This is a genomic window from Streptomyces sp. NPDC107454 (assembly GCF_055582885.1).
Genome location: NZ_JBVJPA010000006.1, coordinates 110,381 through 127,020, shown reverse-complemented (window position 1 = coordinate 127,020; position 16,640 = coordinate 110,381). Strand labels below are relative to the sequence as shown.

Here is a 16,640-nt window from a genome sequence, read left to right as displayed (position 1 = left end):
ACGCCTTTCGATCCGAGGACATGCTGCTCGGGCGGGGAAGAGGGGGGCAGACGGGGCACGCGATGCGCTGATCACGGCTCGGGCCCCGCTGCCTCACGAGGAGGGAGCGGGGCCCGGGCCGTGCGTGGTTCAGCGGACGAAGACTCCCGCCTGGCTCGCCAGGTTCAGGAAGTACTGCGGCGCCACACCGAGCACCAGCGTGACCGCCACGCCGAACCCGATCGCCGTCATGGTCAGCGGCGAGGGCACGGCGACCGTCGGTCCCTCCGGCCGGGGCTCGCTGAAGAACATGAGCACGATCACGCGGATGTAGAAGAACGCCGCGATCGCCGACGAGATCACACCGACCACGACCAGCGCGCCCGCGCCGCCCTCCGCCGCCGCCTTGAAGACGGCGAACTTCCCGGCGAAGCCGGAGGTCAGCGGAATACCCGCGAACGCCAGCAGGAAGACCGCGAAGACGGCCGCCACCAGCGGTGACCTGCGTCCCAGACCCGCCCACTTGGACAGGTGCGTGGCCTCGCCGCCCGCGTCGCGGACCAGGGTCACGACCGCGAAGGCCCCGATCGTCACGAACGAGTACGCGCCCAGGTAGAAGAGGACCGACGAGACGCCGTCCGGCGAGGTCGCGATGACGCCCGCGAGGATGAATCCGGCGTGCGCGATGGACGAGTACGCCAGGAGCCGCTTGATGTCGGTCTGGGTGATCGCGACGATCGCACCGCCCAGCATGGTGACGATCGCGACGGCCCACATGACCGGCCGCCAGTCCCAGCGCAGGCCCGGCAGGACGACGTACAGCAGCCGCAGCAGCGCCCCGAAGGCGGCCACCTTCGTCGCCGCGGCCATGAAGCCGGTGACCGGTGTCGGCGCGCCCTGGTAGACGTCGGGGGTCCACATGTGGAACGGCACCGCGCCGACCTTGAAGAGCAGGCCCATGACGACCATCGCGGCGCCGATGAGCAGCAGCACGTCGTTGCCCATGGTGCCGGCGAGCGCCGGGTCGACGTTCGGGATCGTGCCGTCCACGACCTGCGCGATCGTCGCGTAGGACACGGAGCCCGCGTAGCCGTAGAGCAGGGCGATGCCGAAGAGGGTGAACGCGGAGGCGAAGGCGCCGAGCAGGAAGTACTTGACCGCGGCCTCCTGCGACATGAGCCGCTTGCGGCGGGCCACGGCGCACAGCAGGTAGAGGGGCAGCGAGAAGACTTCCAGCGCGATGAACAGGGTCAGCAGGTCGTTGGCCGACGGGAAGACCAGCATGCCGCCGATCGCGAAGAGCAGCAGCGGGAACACCTCGGTGGTGGTGAACCCGGCCTTCACCGCGGCCTTCTCACTGTCGCTGCCGGGCACGGAGGCGGCCTGCGCGGCGAACGAGTCGACGCGGTTGCCGTGCGCCTCCGGGTCGAGCCGTCGCTCGGCGAAGGTGAAGACACCGAGGATGCCCGCCAGCAGGATCGTGCCCTGCAGGAACAGGGACGGTCCGTCGACGGCGATCGCACCCATGGCCGCGATGTGCGCCTTTGTGGTGCCGTATCCGCCCGCCGCCAGGGCGATCACCGCGGCGAAGGCGGCGGCGAGTGCGACGACGGACAGAAAGACCTGCGCGTAGTAGCGGGACTTGCGCGGCACGAAGGCCTCGACGAGCACCCCTACGAGCGCCGCCCCGATCACGATCAGGGTGGGCGACAATTGCCCGTATTCGATCTTCGGCGCGTCGATCTTGGAGATCGGTTCGGCCGCGGTTGTCCACAGGCTGTGGACAGCTGCTGTGCTCACTTGGCCGCCTCCACCTCGGGCTTGGGGTCCGTCTTATGGACGTCGGACATGGTCTGCTGGACCGCCGGGTTGACGATGTCGGTGACCGGCTTCGGATAGACACCCAGGAAGATCAGCAGGGCGATCAGCGGGGCGACCACCAGAAGCTCACGCACCCTGAGGTCGGGCATCTCGGCGACCTCCGCCTTCACCGGGCCCGTCATCGTCCGCTGATAGAGGACGAGTGTGTAGAGCGCGGCGAGGACGATGCCGAAGGTGGCGACGATGCCGACGGCCGGGTAGCGCTCGAACGCGCCCACCAGGACCAGGAATTCACTCACGAAGGGCGCGAGCCCGGGGAGCGAGAGGGTCGCGAGGCCGCCGATCAGGAAGGTGCCCGCGAGCACCGGGGCGACTTTCTGCACCCCTCCGTAGTCGGCGATCAGACGCGAGCCGCGCCGCGAGATCAGGAAGCCCGCCACCAGCATCAGGGCGGCGGTCGAGATCCCGTGGTTGACCATGTAGAGCGTCGCGCCCGACTGGCCCTGACTGGTCATCGCGAAGATGCCCAGGATGATGAACCCGAAGTGCGAGATCGACGCGTACGCCACCAGCCGTTTGATGTCCCGCTGGCCGACCGCGAGCAGCGCCCCGTAGATGATGCTGATGAGGGCGAGGACGAGGATGACCGGCGTCGCCCACTTGCTCGCCTCCGGGAAGAGCTGGAGGCAGAAGCGGAGCATCGCGAAGGTACCGACCTTGTCGACCACCGCCGTGATCAGTACCGCGACCGGGGCCGTGGCCTCTCCCATGGCGTTGGGCAGCCAGGTGTGCAGCGGCCACAGGGGCGCCTTCACCGCGAACGCGAAGAAGAAGCCGAGGAACAGCCACCGCTCCGTATTGGTCGCCATGTGCAGCGAGCCGTTGGCGCGGGCCTGCACGATCTCCTGGAGCGAGAAGTTTCCGGCCACTACGTAGAGGCCGATGACGGCGGCCAGCATGATCAGGCCGCCGACCAGGTTGTAGAGGAGGAACTTCACCGCGGCGTACGAGCGTTGAGTCGCCGCCGCGTCGTCCCCGTGCTCGTGGGCACGGTCCCCGAAGCCGCCGATGAGGAAGTACATCGGAATCAGCATGGCTTCGAAGAAGATGTAGAAGAGGAAGACGTCGGTGGCCTCGAAAGAGATGATCACCATCGCCTCGACGGCCAGGATCAGGGCGAAGAAGCCCTGGGTCGGCCGCCAGCGACTGCTTCCTGTCTCCTGCGGGTCGGCGTCGTGCCAGCCCGCCAGGATCACGAACGGGATCAGCAGCGCGGTCAGCGCGACGAGCGCCACCCCGATGCCGTCCACGCCCAGCTCGTACCGCACTCCGAAGTCCTTGATCCAGGCGTGGGATTCGGTGAGCTGGTAGCGGTCGCCGCCGGGGTCGAAGCGTACGAGCACGATCGCGGCCAGGACGAGTGTGGCGAGCGAGACGAGCAGCGCCAGCCACTTGGCGGCGACACGTTGCGCGGCCGGCACGGCGGCCGTGGCGATCGCCCCGATCGCCGGGAGCGCCGCCGTCGCTGTCAGCAGAGGAAAGGACATCGGTATCAGACCGCCCTCATCAGCAGGGTCGCGGCGACGAGGATCGCCACACCGCCGAACATCGAGACCGCGTAACTGCGCGCATAGCCGTTCTGCAGTTTGCGCAGCCGCCCGGAGAGGCCGCCCATGGAGGCCGCGGTGCCGTTGACGACCCCGTCGACCAGGGTGTGGTCGACGTACACCAGGGAGCGTGTGAGGTGCTCCCCGCCGCGCACCAGCACGACGTGGTTGAAGTCGTCCTGGAGCAGGTCGCGCCGGGCGGCCCGGGTGAGCAGGGAACCGCGCGGGGCGACGACCGGGACGGGGCTGCGCCCGTACTGGGCGTACGCGATTCCGGCGCCGACGACGAGCAGCACCATGGTGGCCAGCGTGACCGTGAGGGCGCTGACGGGCGAGTTGCCCTCCGAGTGCCCGGTGACCGGCTCCAGCCAGTTGAGGAAGCGGTCGCCGATACTGAAGAAACCGCCCGCGAAGACCGATCCGACGGCCAGCACGATCATGGGGATCGTCATGGACCTCGGGGACTCGTGCGGGTGCGGCTCATGCCCTTCGGCGTCCGGCTGCCAGCGCTTCTCCCCGAAGAACGTCATGATCATCACGCGGGTCATGTAGTACGCCGTGATGGCCGCGCCCAGCAGGGCCGCGCCGCCGAGGATCCAGCCCTCGGTGCCGCCCTTCGCGAAGGCCGCCTCGATGATCTTGTCCTTGGAGAAGAAGCCGGAGAGGCCCGGGAAGCCGATGATGGCGAGGTAGCCGAGGCCGAAGGTGACGAAGGTGATCGGCATGTACGTGCGCAGGCCGCCGTACTTGCGCATGTCGACCTCGTCGTTCATGCCGTGCATGACCGAGCCGGCGCCGAGGAACAGTCCGGCCTTGAAGAAGCCGTGCGTCACCAGGTGCATGATCGCGAAGACGTAGCCGATGGGGCCGAGGCCCGCGGCCAGCACCATGTAGCCGATCTGCGACATCGTCGATCCGGCGAGCGCCTTCTTGATGTCGTCCTTCGCGCAACCGACGATCGCACCGAACAGGAGCGTGACGGCGCCGACCACGGTGACGACGAGCTGGGCGTCGGGCGCGGCGTTGAAGATCGCGGCGGAGCGGACGATCAGGTAGACACCCGCGGTCACCATGGTCGCGGCGTGGATGAGGGCCGAGACCGGGGTCGGGCCCTCCATCGCGTCCCCGAGCCAGGACTGCAGCGGCACCTGGGCGGACTTGCCGCAGGCGGCGAGCAGCAGCATCAGGGCGACGGCGGTGAGCTTGCCCTCGGTCGCGCCACCGACGAGCCCCGGGTGCCCCTCGGTACCGAGCACCGGCCCGAAGGCGAAGGACCCGAAGGTGGTGAACATCAGCATGATGGCGATCGACAGGCCCATGTCGCCGACGCGGTTGACCAGGAAGGCCTTCTTCGCGGCGGTGGCGGCGCTTGGCTTGTGCTGCCAGAAGCCGATCAGCAGGTACGAGGCGAGGCCGACGCCCTCCCAGCCGACGTACAGCAGCAAGTAGTTGTCGGCGAGGACGAGCAGCAGCATCGCCGCGAGGAACAGGTTCAGGTAGCCGAAGAAGCGGCGGCGCCGCTCGTCGTGCTCCATGTAGCCGATCGAGTACAGGTGGATCAGTGAGCCGACGCCGGTGATCAGCAGGACGAACGTCATCGACAGCTGGTCGAGCTGGAAGGAGACGTTCGCCTGGAAGCCCTCGACGGGGACCCAGCTGAACAGGTACTGGCTCATGGCCCGGTGGTCCGCGCTCTTGCCCAGCATGTCGGCGAAGAGGATCGCGCCGATCACGAAGGACGCGGCCGCGAGCGCCGTGCCGATCCAGTGGCCGACGGCATCGAGCCGCCGGCCGCCGCACAGCAGTACGGCCGCTCCGAGCAGAGGCGCCGCTACCAGCAGCGCAATCAGGTTCTCCACGATTCAGCGACCCCTTACAGCTTCATCAGGCTGGCGTCGTCGACCGAGGCCGAGTGGCGGGAACGGAAGAGCGACACGATGATCGCGAGCCCGACCACGACCTCCGCGGCGGCGACGACCATCGTGAAGAAGGCGATGATCTGGCCGTCGAGATTGCCGTGCATGCGGGAGAAGACGACGAACGCGAGGTTGCAGGCGTTGAGCATGAGCTCGACGCACATGAACACCACGATCGCGTTGCGTCTGATCAGCACGCCGGTGGCGCCGATCGTGAACAACAGGGCGGCGAGATAGAGGTAGTTGACCGGGTTCACTTGGACGCCTCCTCCGTCTTCGTGCGCTCCAGGCGTTCTTCGGCCCGCTGCTCCAGCGCCTTCAGATCGCTCAGCGCCTCGGTGGACACGTCACGGATCTGGCCGCGGTCCCGCAGTGTCTTGCTGACGGTCAGCTCGGACGGGGTGCCGTCCGGAAGAAGGCCCGCGATGTCCACCGCGTTGTGCCGGGCGTAGACACCGGGGGCCGGCAGTGGCGGTACGTGCTTGCCTTCCCGTACGCGCTGCTCGGACAGCTCGCGCTGGGTCTTGGCGCGCTCGGTGCGCTCGCGGTGCGTGAGCACCATGGCTCCGACGGCGGCCGTGATGAGCAGGGCGCCCGTGATTTCGAAGGCGAACACGTACTTCGTGAAGATGAGGGCGGCGAGGCCCTCCACGTTCCCGTTGGCGTTGGCCTTGCCCAGGCCGTTGAAGTCCTTCAGGGACGCGTTGCCGATGCCCGCGATCAGCAGGACGCCGAAGCCGAGTCCGCACAGCAGGGCCAGCCAGCGCTGCCCCTTGATGGTCTCCTTCAGGGAGTCCGCCGCGGTGACACCGACGAGCATGACCACGAAGAGGAACAGCATCATGATCGCGCCGGTGTAGACGACGATCTGCACGACGCCCAGGAAGTAGGCGCCGTTGGCGAGGTAGAACACCGCCAGGACGATCATGGTCCCGGCGAGGCAGAGCGCGCTGTGCACGGTCTTCTTCATGAAGACGGTGCACAGGGCGCCGATCACGGCGACCGTGCCGAGGACCCAGAACTGGAAGGCCTCTCCGGTGGAGGTGGAGTAGGCGGCCAGGCCGGTCATGCCCCCACCCCCTCTTCCGTGGGCTTCTCGCCCTTGGAGACGGCGACTTGGCGCTCCGTGCCCGGCGCCGCCTCGGTCACCAGACCCCGGTAGTAGTCCTGCTCGTCCGTGCCGGGGAAGATCGAGTGCGGTGTGTCGACCATGCCCTCGTCGAGCCCGGCGAGCAGCTGCTCCTTGGTGTAGATGAGGTTGGCGCGGCTGGAGTCGGCGAGCTCGAACTCGTTCGTCATCGTGAGCGCGCGGGTGGGGCACGCCTCGATGCACAGGCCGCACAGGATGCAGCGGGCGTAGTTGATCTGGTAGACGCGGCCGTACCGCTCGCCCGGCGAGTAGCGCTCCTCGTCGGTGTTGTCCGCGCCCTCCACATAGATGGCGTCCGCGGGGCAGGCCCAGGCGCACAGCTCGCAGCCGATGCACTTCTCCAGACCGTCCGGATGACGGTTGAGCTGGTGCCGGCCGTGGAACCGCGGGGCGGTGGTCTTCTGCTGCTCCGGGTACTGCTCCGTCAGGCGCTTCTTGAACATGGCCTTGAAGGTCACGCCGAAGCCGGCGACGGGGTTCTGGAAACCGGGCTTGGTCTCCTTCGGCTCCTCAGCCATCGGACCCCTCCTTTCCGTCACGAGTTCCGCCATCCGATCCGTCACTCGCAGTATCGGACCCACCACTGACAATCAACTCGCGCTCGCGGCGCGGGCGGCGCCGCGGCACGGGTGGCAGCTCCTGTCCCGGCAGTGGCGGCACCGGGAATCCACCGGCCATCGGGTCGAAGGCGGCGGGCTCGGCGGGCGCTTCCTGGGCGCCCTGCTTGTCGCGGAAGATGTCCGCGGCGAACGAGAGCAGCAGCAGGACGAGGACGCCGCCGCCGACGTACAGGGCGATGTCGGCGAAGTCGTAGTTCTCGTTCCTGAGGGTCCGTACGGTCGCGACGAGCATCAGCCAGACCACGGAGACCGGGATGAGGACCTTCCAGCCGAGCTTCATCAGCTGGTCGTAGCGGACGCGTGGCAGCGTGCCGCGCAGCCAGATGAAGAAGAACAGCAGCAGCTGCACCTTCACCACGAACCAGAGCATCGGCCACCAGCCGTGGTTGGCGCCCTCCCAGAAGGTGCTGATGGGCCACGGGGCCCGCCAGCCGCCCAGGAAGAGCGTGGTCGACACGGCCGAGACCGTCACCATGTTCACGTACTCGGCGAGCATGAACAGCGCGAACTTGATGGACGAGTACTCGGTGTTGAAACCGCCGACGAGGTCGCCCTCGGACTCCGGCATGTCGAAGGGGGCGCGGTTGGTCTCGCCGACCATCGTGATGATGTAGATCAGGAACGAGACCGGCAGCAGGATGATGTACCAGCGGTCGTGCTGCTGTTCCACGATCGTCGAGGTCGACATCGACCCGGAGTAGAGGAACACCGAGGCGAAAGCGGCGCCCATGGCGATCTCGTACGAGATCATCTGCGCGCAGGACCGCAGACCGCCCAGCAGCGGGTAGGTGGATCCAGAACTCCAGCCCGCCAGCACGATCCCGTAGATGCCCACCGAGGCGACCGCGAGGATGTAGAGCATCGCGATCGGCAGGTCCGTGAGCTGCATCGTGGTGCGGTGGCCGAAGATCGAGATCTCGTTGCCCGCGGGCCCGAAGGGGATCACCGCGATCGCCATGAAGGCCGGGATGGCCGCGACGATCGGCGCGAGGATGTAGACCACCTTGTCCGCGCGTTTGACGATGACGTCTTCCTTGAGCATCAGTTTGACGCCGTCGGCGAGCGACTGGAGCATGCCCCAGGGGCCGTGCCGGTTGGGTCCGATGCGCAGCTGCATCCAGGCGACGACCTTGCGCTCCCACACGATGGAGAAGAGCACGGTCACCATCAGGAAGGCGAAGCAGAAGACCGCCTTGACGACGACCAGCCACCAGGGGTCGCGGCCGAACATGGAGAGGTCTTCAGCGGCGAGGTACGGCGTCATTCCTCCACCTCCTTGGGGGCCTCGGTGGCGAGAGTCGCCGGGCCGATGCGGACGAGTGCGCCGGGCAGCGCCCCCGTGTCGGAGGCGACGCCCCCTCCGGTGGAGTTCAGCGGGAGCCAGACCACGCGGTCGGGCATCTCGGTGATCTGCAGCGGGAGTTCGACGGTTCCGGCGCTACTGGTGACCGCGAGGAGGTCGCCTTCCTCGACGCCCGCCTCGGCTGCCGTGGCGGCCGACACACGCGCGCGTGCGGCATGCCGGGTCCCTGCGAGCGCGTCGTCGCCCTCCTGGAGCCGGCCCTGGTCGAGCAACAGCCGGTGGCCCGCGAGCACGGCCTCCCCGGCGGCGGGACGCGGCAGTGATGCCGCGACCTCCACGGGCCCGGTGGCCCGCAGGCCGCCCCAGGGACCGAGCCGGTCCAGCTCCCCGCGCGTGGTGCGCAGATCCGGCAGACCCAGGTGTACGTCCATGGCGTCGGCGAGCATCTGCAGGACACGCGCGTCGGTGGGTGCCAGGCGGCGGGTCATCTGGTCGGGCTTGAGCGCGGCCTCGAAGAAACGCACCCTGCCCTCCCAGTTCAGGAAGGTGCCCGCCTTCTCGACGACCGCGGCCACCGGGAGGACGACATCCGCGTGCTCGGTGACCTCACCGGGCCGCAGTTCGAGCGACACCAGGAAGCCGACTTCCGAAAGGGCCGCACGCGCGCGTGCCGGGTCGGGAAGGTCGGCGACCTCCACGCCCGCCACCACCAGGGCTCGCAGCTCCCCGCCGATGGCGGCCTCGACGATCTGGCCGGTGTCGCGCCCGTAGCGGTGCGGGAGTGCGGAGACGCCCCAGGCGGCCGCGACCTCCTCCCGCGCGCGCGGGTCGGTGGCCGGACGCCCGCCCGGCAGCAGCGACGGCAGCGCGCCCGCCTCGATCGCGCCGCGCTCCCCGGCCCGGCGCGGGATCCACACCAGCGTGGCGCCGGTCGCGGACGCGGCCCGTACGGCGGCGGTGAGCCCGCCCGCCACGCCCGCGAGCCGCTCGCCGACGACGATCACCGCACCCTCGGTGCGCAGCGCCTCGGCGGCCTTGGCACCGTCGCCCTCCAGGCCGACGCCGCTCGCGAGAGCGTCCAGCCACTCGGTCTCGGTGCCGGGCGCGGCAGGCAGCAGCGTGCCGCCCGCCTTGTCCAGGCCGCGTGTCGCGTACGTGGCGAGCGAGAACGTCTTCTGTCCGTGTCCGCGCCAGGCCTTGCGCAGCCGCAGGAAGACTCCGGGCGCCTCCTCCTCGGACTCGAAGCCGACGAGCAGGACGGCGGGCGCCTTCTCCAAGGTGGTGTACGTGAGGCCCGTACCGTCGAGGTCCCGTCCGTGTCCGGCGACCCGGGAGGCCAAGAAGTCGGCCTCCTCGGCGCTGTGCACGCGCGCGCGGAAGTCGATGTCGTTCGTGTCGAGGGCCACGCGCGCGAACTTGCTGTAGGCGTAGGCGTCCTCGACGGTGAGACGGCCACCGGTCAGGACGCCGGTCCGGCCGCGGGCCGCCGACAGTCCCCGGGCCGCCGCCTCCAGGGCTTCGGGCCAGGAAGCGGGCTCCAGTTCACCCGACTCGCCCCGTACGAGGGGTGTCTCGAGCCGGTCCCGCTGCTGCGCGTACCGGAACCCGAACCGCCCCTTGTCGCAGAGCCACTCCTCGTTGACCTCGGGGTCGGGGGAGGCCAGGCGCCGCATGACCTTGCCGCGACGGTGGTCGATGCGGGTCGCGCAGCCACCCGCGCAGTGCTCGCACACCGAGTGCGAGGAGACGAGGTCGAACGGACGCGAGCGGAAGCGATACGCCGCCGAGGTCAGCGCGCCCACCGGGCAGATCTGGATGGTGTTCCCGGAGAAGTACGACTCGAACGGGTCGCCCTCGCCGGTGCCGACCTGCTGGAGCGCGCCCCGCTCGATCAGCTCGATCATCGGGTCGCCCGCGATCTGGTTGGAGAAGCGGGTGCAGCGGGCGCACAGCACGCACCGCTCGCGGTCGAGCAGTACCTGCGTGGAGATCGGGACCGGCTTCTCGTAGGTCCGCTTCTTGCCCTCGAAGCGGGATTCGGCGTTGCCGTGCGACATCGCCTGGTTCTGCAGCGGGCACTCGCCGCCCTTGTCACAGACCGGGCAGTCCAGCGGGTGGTTGATGAGCAGCAGCTCCATCACACCGTGCTGGGCCTTTTCGGCGGCGGGCGAGGTGAGGTGAGTCTTCACCACCATTCCGTCCGTACACGTGATCGTGCAGGACGCCATGGGCTTGCGCTGGCCCTCGACCTCGACGATGCACTGGCGGCAGGCGCCGGCCGGGTCGAGCAGCGGATGGTCGCAGAATCGGGGGATCTCGATGCCGAGCTGTTCGGCGGCCCGGATGACCAGGGTGCCCTTGGGCACGCTGATCTCGGCTCCGTCGATCGTCAGCGAGACGAGATCCTCCGGCGGAACCGCCGCCTCTCCCCCTCCCGAGGGAGCGCTGGTGGTCACCGTCATGCGTTCACCTCCGTGCGGTCGGCCCAAGCCGTGGACTTGGCCGGGTCAAAGGGGCAGCCGCGGCCCGTGATGTGCTCCTCGTACTCCTCGCGGAAGTACTTGAGCGAGGAGAAGATCGGCGAGGCGGCGCCGTCGCCGAGGGCGCAGAACGACTTGCCGTTGATGTTGTCGGCGATGTCGTTGAGCTTGTCGAGGTCCGACATGACGCCCTTGCCGGCCTCGATGTCGCGCAGCAACTGCACGAGCCAGTACGTCCCTTCGCGGCAGGGCGTGCACTTGCCGCAGGACTCGTGGGCGTAGAACTCGGTCCACCGGGTGACCGCCCGCACGACGCAGGTCGTCTCGTCGAAGCACTGGAGTGCTTTTGTGCCGAGCATGGAACCCGCGGCACCCACTCCTTCGTAATCAAGAGGGACGTCGACGTGCTCGTCGGTGAACATCGGGGTCGAGGAGCCGCCCGGCGTCCAGAACTTCAACCGGTGGCCGGGACGCATCCCGCCGCTCATCTCGAGGAGTTGACGGAGTGTGATGCCGAGCGGAGCCTCGTACTGGCCGGGGCTGGCGACGTGGCCGCTGAGCGAGTACAGCGTGAAGCCCGGGGACTTCTCGCTGCCCATCGACCTGAACCATTCCTTGCCTTTTCGGAGGATTGCGGGAACTGACGCGATCGACTCGACGTTATTCACCACAGTCGGGCACGCGTAGAGGCCCGCGACGGCTGGGAAGGGGGGACGGAGCCGCGGTTGACCACGGCGGCCTTCGAGCGAGTCGAGCAGCGCGGTCTCCTCACCGCAGATGTACGCGCCCGCGCCCGCGTGCACGGTGAGCTTGAGGTCGAGTCCGCTGCCGAGGATGTTCTCGCCCAGGTAGCCCGCCGCGTAGGCCTCTCGAACGGCCTCGTGCAACCGCCGCAACACGGGGACGACTTCACCGCGGAGATAGATGAACGCATGCGAAGACCGGATGGCATAACACGCGATCACAATGCCCTCGATGAGGCTGTGCGGGTTCGCGAAGAGGAGCGGGATGTCCTTGCAGGTTCCCGGTTCCGATTCGTCGGCGTTGACAACTAGATAGTGAGGTTTGCCATCGCCCTGAGGAATGAACTGCCACTTCATTCCGGTGGGGAATCCCGCGCCGCCCCGGCCGCGCAGACCGGAGTCCTTGACGTACGCGATCAGGTCGTCGGGCGACATGGCCAGCGCCTTGCGCAGCCCCTCGTACCCCTCGTGCCTCCGGTAGACGTCCAGCGTCCAGGCCTTCTCCTCGTCCCAGAAGGCCGACAGCACGGGTGCGAGCAGCTTCTCCGGGCTGGTCTCGTCGATCTCGGGTGCCAACGTCATCACTCCCCCTCCTCGGCTGCGGGACCCGCCGGGTGCGACGGATCGGAGGCCGATGTGTCCTGCGGCGCGTCGTGCGAGCTCAGGTGCTCCGCCGGCGGCTGGTCCTGCGGTGCCCCGCCGCCTCGCGGGTGGACCACACGCGCGTGGACGCTCTCCCCCTTGGCCAGGCGGAGGCCGATCAGTGAGGCGGGTCCCGCGCTGCCGCCCGCCTCCACGGCTCCCTCGCGCTCGTCGGGGAAGCCCGCCAGGATCCGCGCGGTGTCCTTGAAGGTGCACAAGGGGGCGCCGCGGGTGGGTGCGACCTGTGCTCCCGTGCGCAGGTCGTCCACGAGGCGCTTCGCGGAGTCCACGGTCTGGTTGTCGAAGAACTCCCAGTTGACCATCACGACCGGTGCGAAGTCGCAGGCCGCGTTGCACTCGATGTGCTCCAGCGTGACCTTGCCGTCGTCGGTGGTCTCGCCGTTGCCGACGCCCAGGTGGTCCTGCAGGGCCTCGAAGATCGCGTCGCCGCCCATGACCGCGCACAGGGTGTTGGTGCACACACCCACCTGGTAGTCACCGCTCGGCTTGCGCCGGTACATCGAGTAGAAGGTCGCGACAGCGGTGACCTCGGCCGTGGTCAGGTTCAGTACGTCCGCGCAGAACCGCTGCCCCGTGCGCGTGACGTGGCCCTCCTCCGACTGCACGAGATGCAGCAACGGAAGGAGCGCCGAACGGGAGTCCGGGTAGCGGGCGACAATCTCGCGCGCGTCCGCCTCGAGCCGGGCCCGGACATCGTCCGGATAGTCGGGCGCGGGCAGTTGGGGCATGCCCAGGCTGACGCCCTCGGGGGTGGTGGTCACCGGTCGACGCCTCCCATCACGGGGTCGATGGACGCGACGGCGACGATGACGTCGGCGACCTGGCCGCCCTCGCACATCGCCGCCATGGCCTGCAGATTGGTGAAGGACGGGTCGCGGAAGTGGACCCGGTAGGGGCGGGTGCCTCCGTCGGACACGGCGTGCACCCCGAGCTCGCCCTTGGGCGACTCGACCGCCGCGTACGCCTGTCCCGGCGGGACGCGGAAGCCCTCGGTCACCAGCTTGAAGTGGTGGATCAGGGCCTCCATGGAGGTGCCCATGATCTTCTTGATGTGGTCGAGGGAGTTGCCGAGACCGTCGGGGCCCAGTGCGAGCTGGGCGGGCCAGGCGATCTTCTTGTCGGCGACCATGACCGGGCCGGGCTGCAGCCGGTCCAGGCACTGCTCGACGATGTGCAGCGACTGGCGCATTTCCTCCAGGCGGATCAGGAAGCGCCCGTAGGAGTCGCAGGTGTCGGCGGTCGGGATCTCGAAGTCGTACGTCTCGTAGCCGCAGTACGGCTGGGCCTTGCGCAGGTCGTGCGGCAGGCCCGCGGAGCGCAGGACGGGGCCGGTGGCGCCGAGGGCCATGCAGCCGGCCAGGTCGAGGTAGCCGACGTCCTGCATACGTGCCTTGAAGATGGGGTTCCCGGTGGCGAGCTTGTCGTACTCGGGAAGGTTCTTGTGCATCTTCTTCACGAACTCGCGGATCTGGTCCACCGCGCCGGGCGGCAGGTCCTGGGCGAGTCCGCCGGGGCGGATGTACGCGTGGTTCATCCGCAGGCCGGTGATCAGCTCGTAGATGTCGAGGATGAGCTCACGGTCACGGAACCCGTAGATCATGATCGTGGTGGCGCCGAGTTCCATGCCTCCGGTGGCGATGCACACCAGGTGGGAGGAGAGTCGGTTCAGCTCCATCAGGAGGACGCGGATGATCGAGGCACGGTCGGGGATCTGGTCCTCGATGCCGAGGAGCTTCTCGACGGCGAGACAGTAGGCCGTCTCGTTGAAGAACGGCGTCAGATAGTCCATGCGCGTCACGAACGTGGTGCCCTGGGTCCACGTGCGGAACTCGAGGTTCTTCTCGATGCCGGTGTGGAGGTAGCCGATGCCGCAGCGGGCCTCGGTGACCGTCTCACCGTCGATCTCCAGGATGAGCCGGAGCACGCCGTGGGTGGACGGGTGCTGCGGGCCCATGTTGACGATGATGCGTTCGTCGTCGGACTTCGCCGCGGACTGGGCGATCTCGTCCCAGTCGCCACCGGTGACCGTATATACGGTGCCCTCGGTCGTCTCCCGCGCCGCCGCGGCGGACGCGCCGGAAGAAGGGGTCTGCGTGCTCATGAGTACGACCTCCGCTGGTCCGGAGCAGGGATCTGGGCGCCCTTGTACTCGATGGGGATGCCACCGAGGGGGTAGTCCTTGCGCTGCGGGTGGCCCTGCCAGTCGTCCGGCATCATGATCCGCGTCAGTGCCGGGTGGCCGTCGAAGATCAGGCCGAAGAAGTCGTACGTCTCGCGCTCGTGCCAGTCGTTCGTCGGGTAGACCGAGACGAGCGAGGGGACGTGCGGGTCGGCGTCGGGGGCGCTGACTTCGAGGCGGATCAGCCGGTTGTGGGTGATCGAGCGCAGGTGGTAGACGGCGTGCAGCTCCCGGCCCTTGTCGCTGGGGTAGTGCACTCCGCTCACGCCCGTGCACAGTTCGAAGCGCAGTGCCGGGTCGTCGCGGAGGGTCTGGGCGACCCGGAGCAGGTACTCGCGTTCGATGTGGAAGGTGAGCTCGTCGCGGTCGACGATCGTCTTGTCGATGGCGTTGTCGGGGACGAGTCCCTGTTCCTCCAGGGCGCCTTCCAGCTCGTCGGCGACCTCGTCGAACCAGCCGCCGTAGGGGCGGGTGGCCGGGCCGGGCAGCCGGACGGAGCGGACCAGGCCTCCGTAGCCGGTGGTGTCGCCCCCGTTGTTGGCACCGAACATGCCGCGCTGGACGCGGATCTCCTCGCCGCCCTCGCCGCGCTGGCCGGGGAGGTTCGAGGCGCCGAGGTCCTTCTCGGGGTTCACCCCGTTGCCGTTCGCGTCGCTCACCGCAGCAGGCCCTTCATCTCGATGGTGGGAAGCGCCTTGAGCGCCGCTTCCTCCGCCTCGCGGGCCGCCTCCTCGGCGTTCACGCCGAGCTTGGAGGTCTGGATCTTCTGGTGGAGCTTGAGGATCGCGTCCATCAGCATCTCGGGGCGCGGCGGACAGCCGGGCAAATAGATGTCGACCGGGACGATATGGTCGACGCCCTGCACAATGGCGTAGTTGTTGAACATTCCGCCCGATGAGGCACAGACCCCCATGGAGATCACCCACTTGGGGTTGGGCATCTGGTCATAGACCTGCCGCAGCACCGGCGCCATCTTCTGACTGACGCGGCCGGCGACGATCATGAGGTCGGCCTGGCGCGGCGAGCCGCGGAAGACCTCCATGCCGAAGCGCGCGAGGTCGTAGCGGCCCGCGCCGGTCGTCATCATCTCGATGGCGCAGCAGGCGAGTCCGAACGTGGCGGGGAAGACGGACGCCTTGCGCACCCAGCCCGCGGCCTGCTCGACGGTGGTCAGCAGGAATCCGCTCGGCAGCTTTTCTTCGAGTCCCATGTCTTAAAGGCCCCTCAGTCCCATTCCAGGCCGCCGCGCCGCCATACGTACGCGTACGCGACGAAGACGGTGAGCACGAAGAGCAGCATCTCCACGAGCCCGAAAACACCCAGGGCGTCGAAGGTGACGGCCCAGGGGTAGAGGAAGACGATCTCGATGTCGAAGACGATGAAGAGCATCGCCGTCAGGTAGTACTTGATGGGGAAGCGCCCGCCGCCGGCCGGCGTGGGGGTCGGCTCGATACCGCACTCGTAGGCCTCGAGCTTGGCCCGGTTGTATCGCTTTGGACCGATAAGCGTGGCCATGACCACGGAGAAGATCGCAAAGCCTGCCCCGAGGGCTCCCAGTACGAGGATCGGCGCATACGCGTTCACGCTCCTCGCTCCTCTCAGTCGGCACTGACTGCTGGCGGTTGCGTCAGGCAAGCACTTCCGCCCCACCCGTCCCACGAACCCCGTGCGTCCCGACGAAGATCGCGGACATGTGAAGCAGGTCACAAGCCCAACTGCCTCGCATCCTATGCCCGCCGGTCTGTGATCTGCGACACGGGGTATTGCACAAGCTTTGTGATCTCCACCACCTGACGAAGGATCATGAAGTCGGATGAGCAGTGATCTTCATACGCGAAGCGTCCGCGCGATCACCAGATGTGACATTTCCGCTCGTCACCACAGGTCCGGGGCGGCGTCTCAATATCAAGAGACTTCCGACGCATGCAAATTGGTGCTGGACGCGGCGGCTTGGTAGAGGGGCGCGTTCACACATCAGGGGGAGGGGTGTGGACGGATGTGGACGAGCGTCGGCGCGTGCATGCATTCACGAGCACGGGGCAGTCGAGAGGTGCGCGCGAGACGCAGCCGGTCCGGTGACCGTTCCGTGACCTGCGTCACATTGATCTATGGGTCAGATAAGCCGGCCTTGGCCACAGGCTGCAACCAGTGGTAGGCAGTGGGCAATTCGGACGTAATG

General features: G+C 68.2%; 14 protein-coding genes. All 14 read right to left on the bottom strand.

Going from position 1 to position 16,640, the window contains the following annotated elements; all coding sequences use genetic code 11:
* Positions 1 to 129: 129 nt before the first annotated feature.
* Genes nuoN through ACZ69M_RS16155 form a run of 14 tightly spaced genes read right to left on the bottom strand, consistent with a single transcriptional unit; the run spans position 130 to position 16,045 of the window.
* Positions 130 to 1,779, bottom strand: a complete 1,650-nt coding sequence (gene nuoN / locus ACZ69M_RS16220) for an NADH-quinone oxidoreductase subunit NuoN (RefSeq protein ID WP_352046351.1) — start codon at positions 1,777 to 1,779, stop codon at positions 130 to 132.
* Positions 1,776 to 3,347: an NADH-quinone oxidoreductase subunit M gene (locus tag ACZ69M_RS16215; RefSeq protein WP_470050366.1), complete on the bottom strand. Its 1,572-nt coding sequence runs from the start codon at positions 3,345 to 3,347 to the stop codon at positions 1,776 to 1,778. The genes nuoN and ACZ69M_RS16215 overlap by 4 nt, the downstream gene beginning before the upstream one ends.
* 5 nt (positions 3,348 to 3,352) lie before the next feature.
* Positions 3,353 to 5,266, bottom strand: coding sequence for an NADH-quinone oxidoreductase subunit L (gene nuoL / locus ACZ69M_RS16210; protein ID WP_470050364.1), 1,914 nt, complete (start codon positions 5,264 to 5,266; stop codon positions 3,353 to 3,355).
* A gap of 14 nt (positions 5,267 to 5,280) precedes the next feature.
* Positions 5,281 to 5,580 (bottom strand): NADH-quinone oxidoreductase subunit NuoK, encoded by a 300-nt coding sequence (gene nuoK / locus ACZ69M_RS16205; RefSeq protein WP_018568277.1) that lies wholly within the window; start codon positions 5,578 to 5,580, stop codon positions 5,281 to 5,283.
* Entirely contained in the window at positions 5,577 to 6,392 is an 816-nt protein-coding gene (locus ACZ69M_RS16200; RefSeq protein WP_470050362.1) for an NADH-quinone oxidoreductase subunit J, read from the bottom strand. Before ACZ69M_RS16200 ends, nuoK begins: the two co-directional genes overlap by 4 nt.
* Positions 6,389 to 6,991 carry an NADH-quinone oxidoreductase subunit NuoI gene (nuoI, locus tag ACZ69M_RS16195; RefSeq protein WP_054232155.1) on the bottom strand — a complete coding sequence of 201 codons (603 nt, stop codon included), beginning with the start codon at positions 6,989 to 6,991 and terminating at the stop codon, positions 6,389 to 6,391. The genes ACZ69M_RS16200 and nuoI overlap by 4 nt, the downstream gene beginning before the upstream one ends.
* Positions 6,984 to 8,357 (bottom strand): NADH-quinone oxidoreductase subunit NuoH, encoded by a 1,374-nt coding sequence (gene nuoH / locus ACZ69M_RS16190; RefSeq protein ID WP_470050360.1) that lies wholly within the window; start codon positions 8,355 to 8,357, stop codon positions 6,984 to 6,986. Before nuoH ends, nuoI begins: the two co-directional genes overlap by 8 nt.
* Positions 8,354 to 10,858 (bottom strand): NADH-quinone oxidoreductase subunit G, encoded by a 2,505-nt coding sequence (locus tag ACZ69M_RS16185; protein ID WP_470050358.1) that lies wholly within the window; start codon positions 10,856 to 10,858, stop codon positions 8,354 to 8,356. The genes nuoH and ACZ69M_RS16185 overlap by 4 nt, the downstream gene beginning before the upstream one ends.
* Entirely contained in the window at positions 10,855 to 12,204 is a 1,350-nt protein-coding gene (gene nuoF / locus ACZ69M_RS16180; RefSeq protein ID WP_470050356.1) for an NADH-quinone oxidoreductase subunit NuoF, read from the bottom strand. Before nuoF ends, ACZ69M_RS16185 begins: the two co-directional genes overlap by 4 nt.
* Positions 12,201 to 13,010: an NADH-quinone oxidoreductase subunit NuoE gene (gene nuoE / locus ACZ69M_RS16175; RefSeq protein ID WP_470050947.1), complete on the bottom strand. Its 810-nt coding sequence runs from the start codon at positions 13,008 to 13,010 to the stop codon at positions 12,201 to 12,203. Before nuoE ends, nuoF begins: the two co-directional genes overlap by 4 nt.
* Positions 13,011 to 13,039: 29 nt before the next feature.
* Positions 13,040 to 14,383: an NADH-quinone oxidoreductase subunit D gene (locus tag ACZ69M_RS16170; protein WP_352046345.1), complete on the bottom strand. Its 1,344-nt coding sequence runs from the start codon at positions 14,381 to 14,383 to the stop codon at positions 13,040 to 13,042.
* Positions 14,380 to 15,120, bottom strand: coding sequence for an NADH-quinone oxidoreductase subunit C (locus ACZ69M_RS16165; RefSeq protein WP_470050354.1), 741 nt, complete (start codon positions 15,118 to 15,120; stop codon positions 14,380 to 14,382). Before ACZ69M_RS16165 ends, ACZ69M_RS16170 begins: the two co-directional genes overlap by 4 nt.
* Positions 15,117 to 15,671, bottom strand: a complete 555-nt coding sequence (locus tag ACZ69M_RS16160; protein ID WP_003998928.1) for a NuoB/complex I 20 kDa subunit family protein — start codon at positions 15,669 to 15,671, stop codon at positions 15,117 to 15,119. The genes ACZ69M_RS16165 and ACZ69M_RS16160 overlap by 4 nt, the downstream gene beginning before the upstream one ends.
* Before the next feature lie 14 nt (positions 15,672 to 15,685).
* On the bottom strand, positions 15,686 to 16,045 hold the full coding sequence (locus ACZ69M_RS16155; protein ID WP_007383963.1) for an NADH-quinone oxidoreductase subunit A: 360 nt from the start codon (positions 16,043 to 16,045) through the stop codon (positions 15,686 to 15,688).
* Between the last annotated feature and the right edge of the window lie 595 nt (positions 16,046 to 16,640).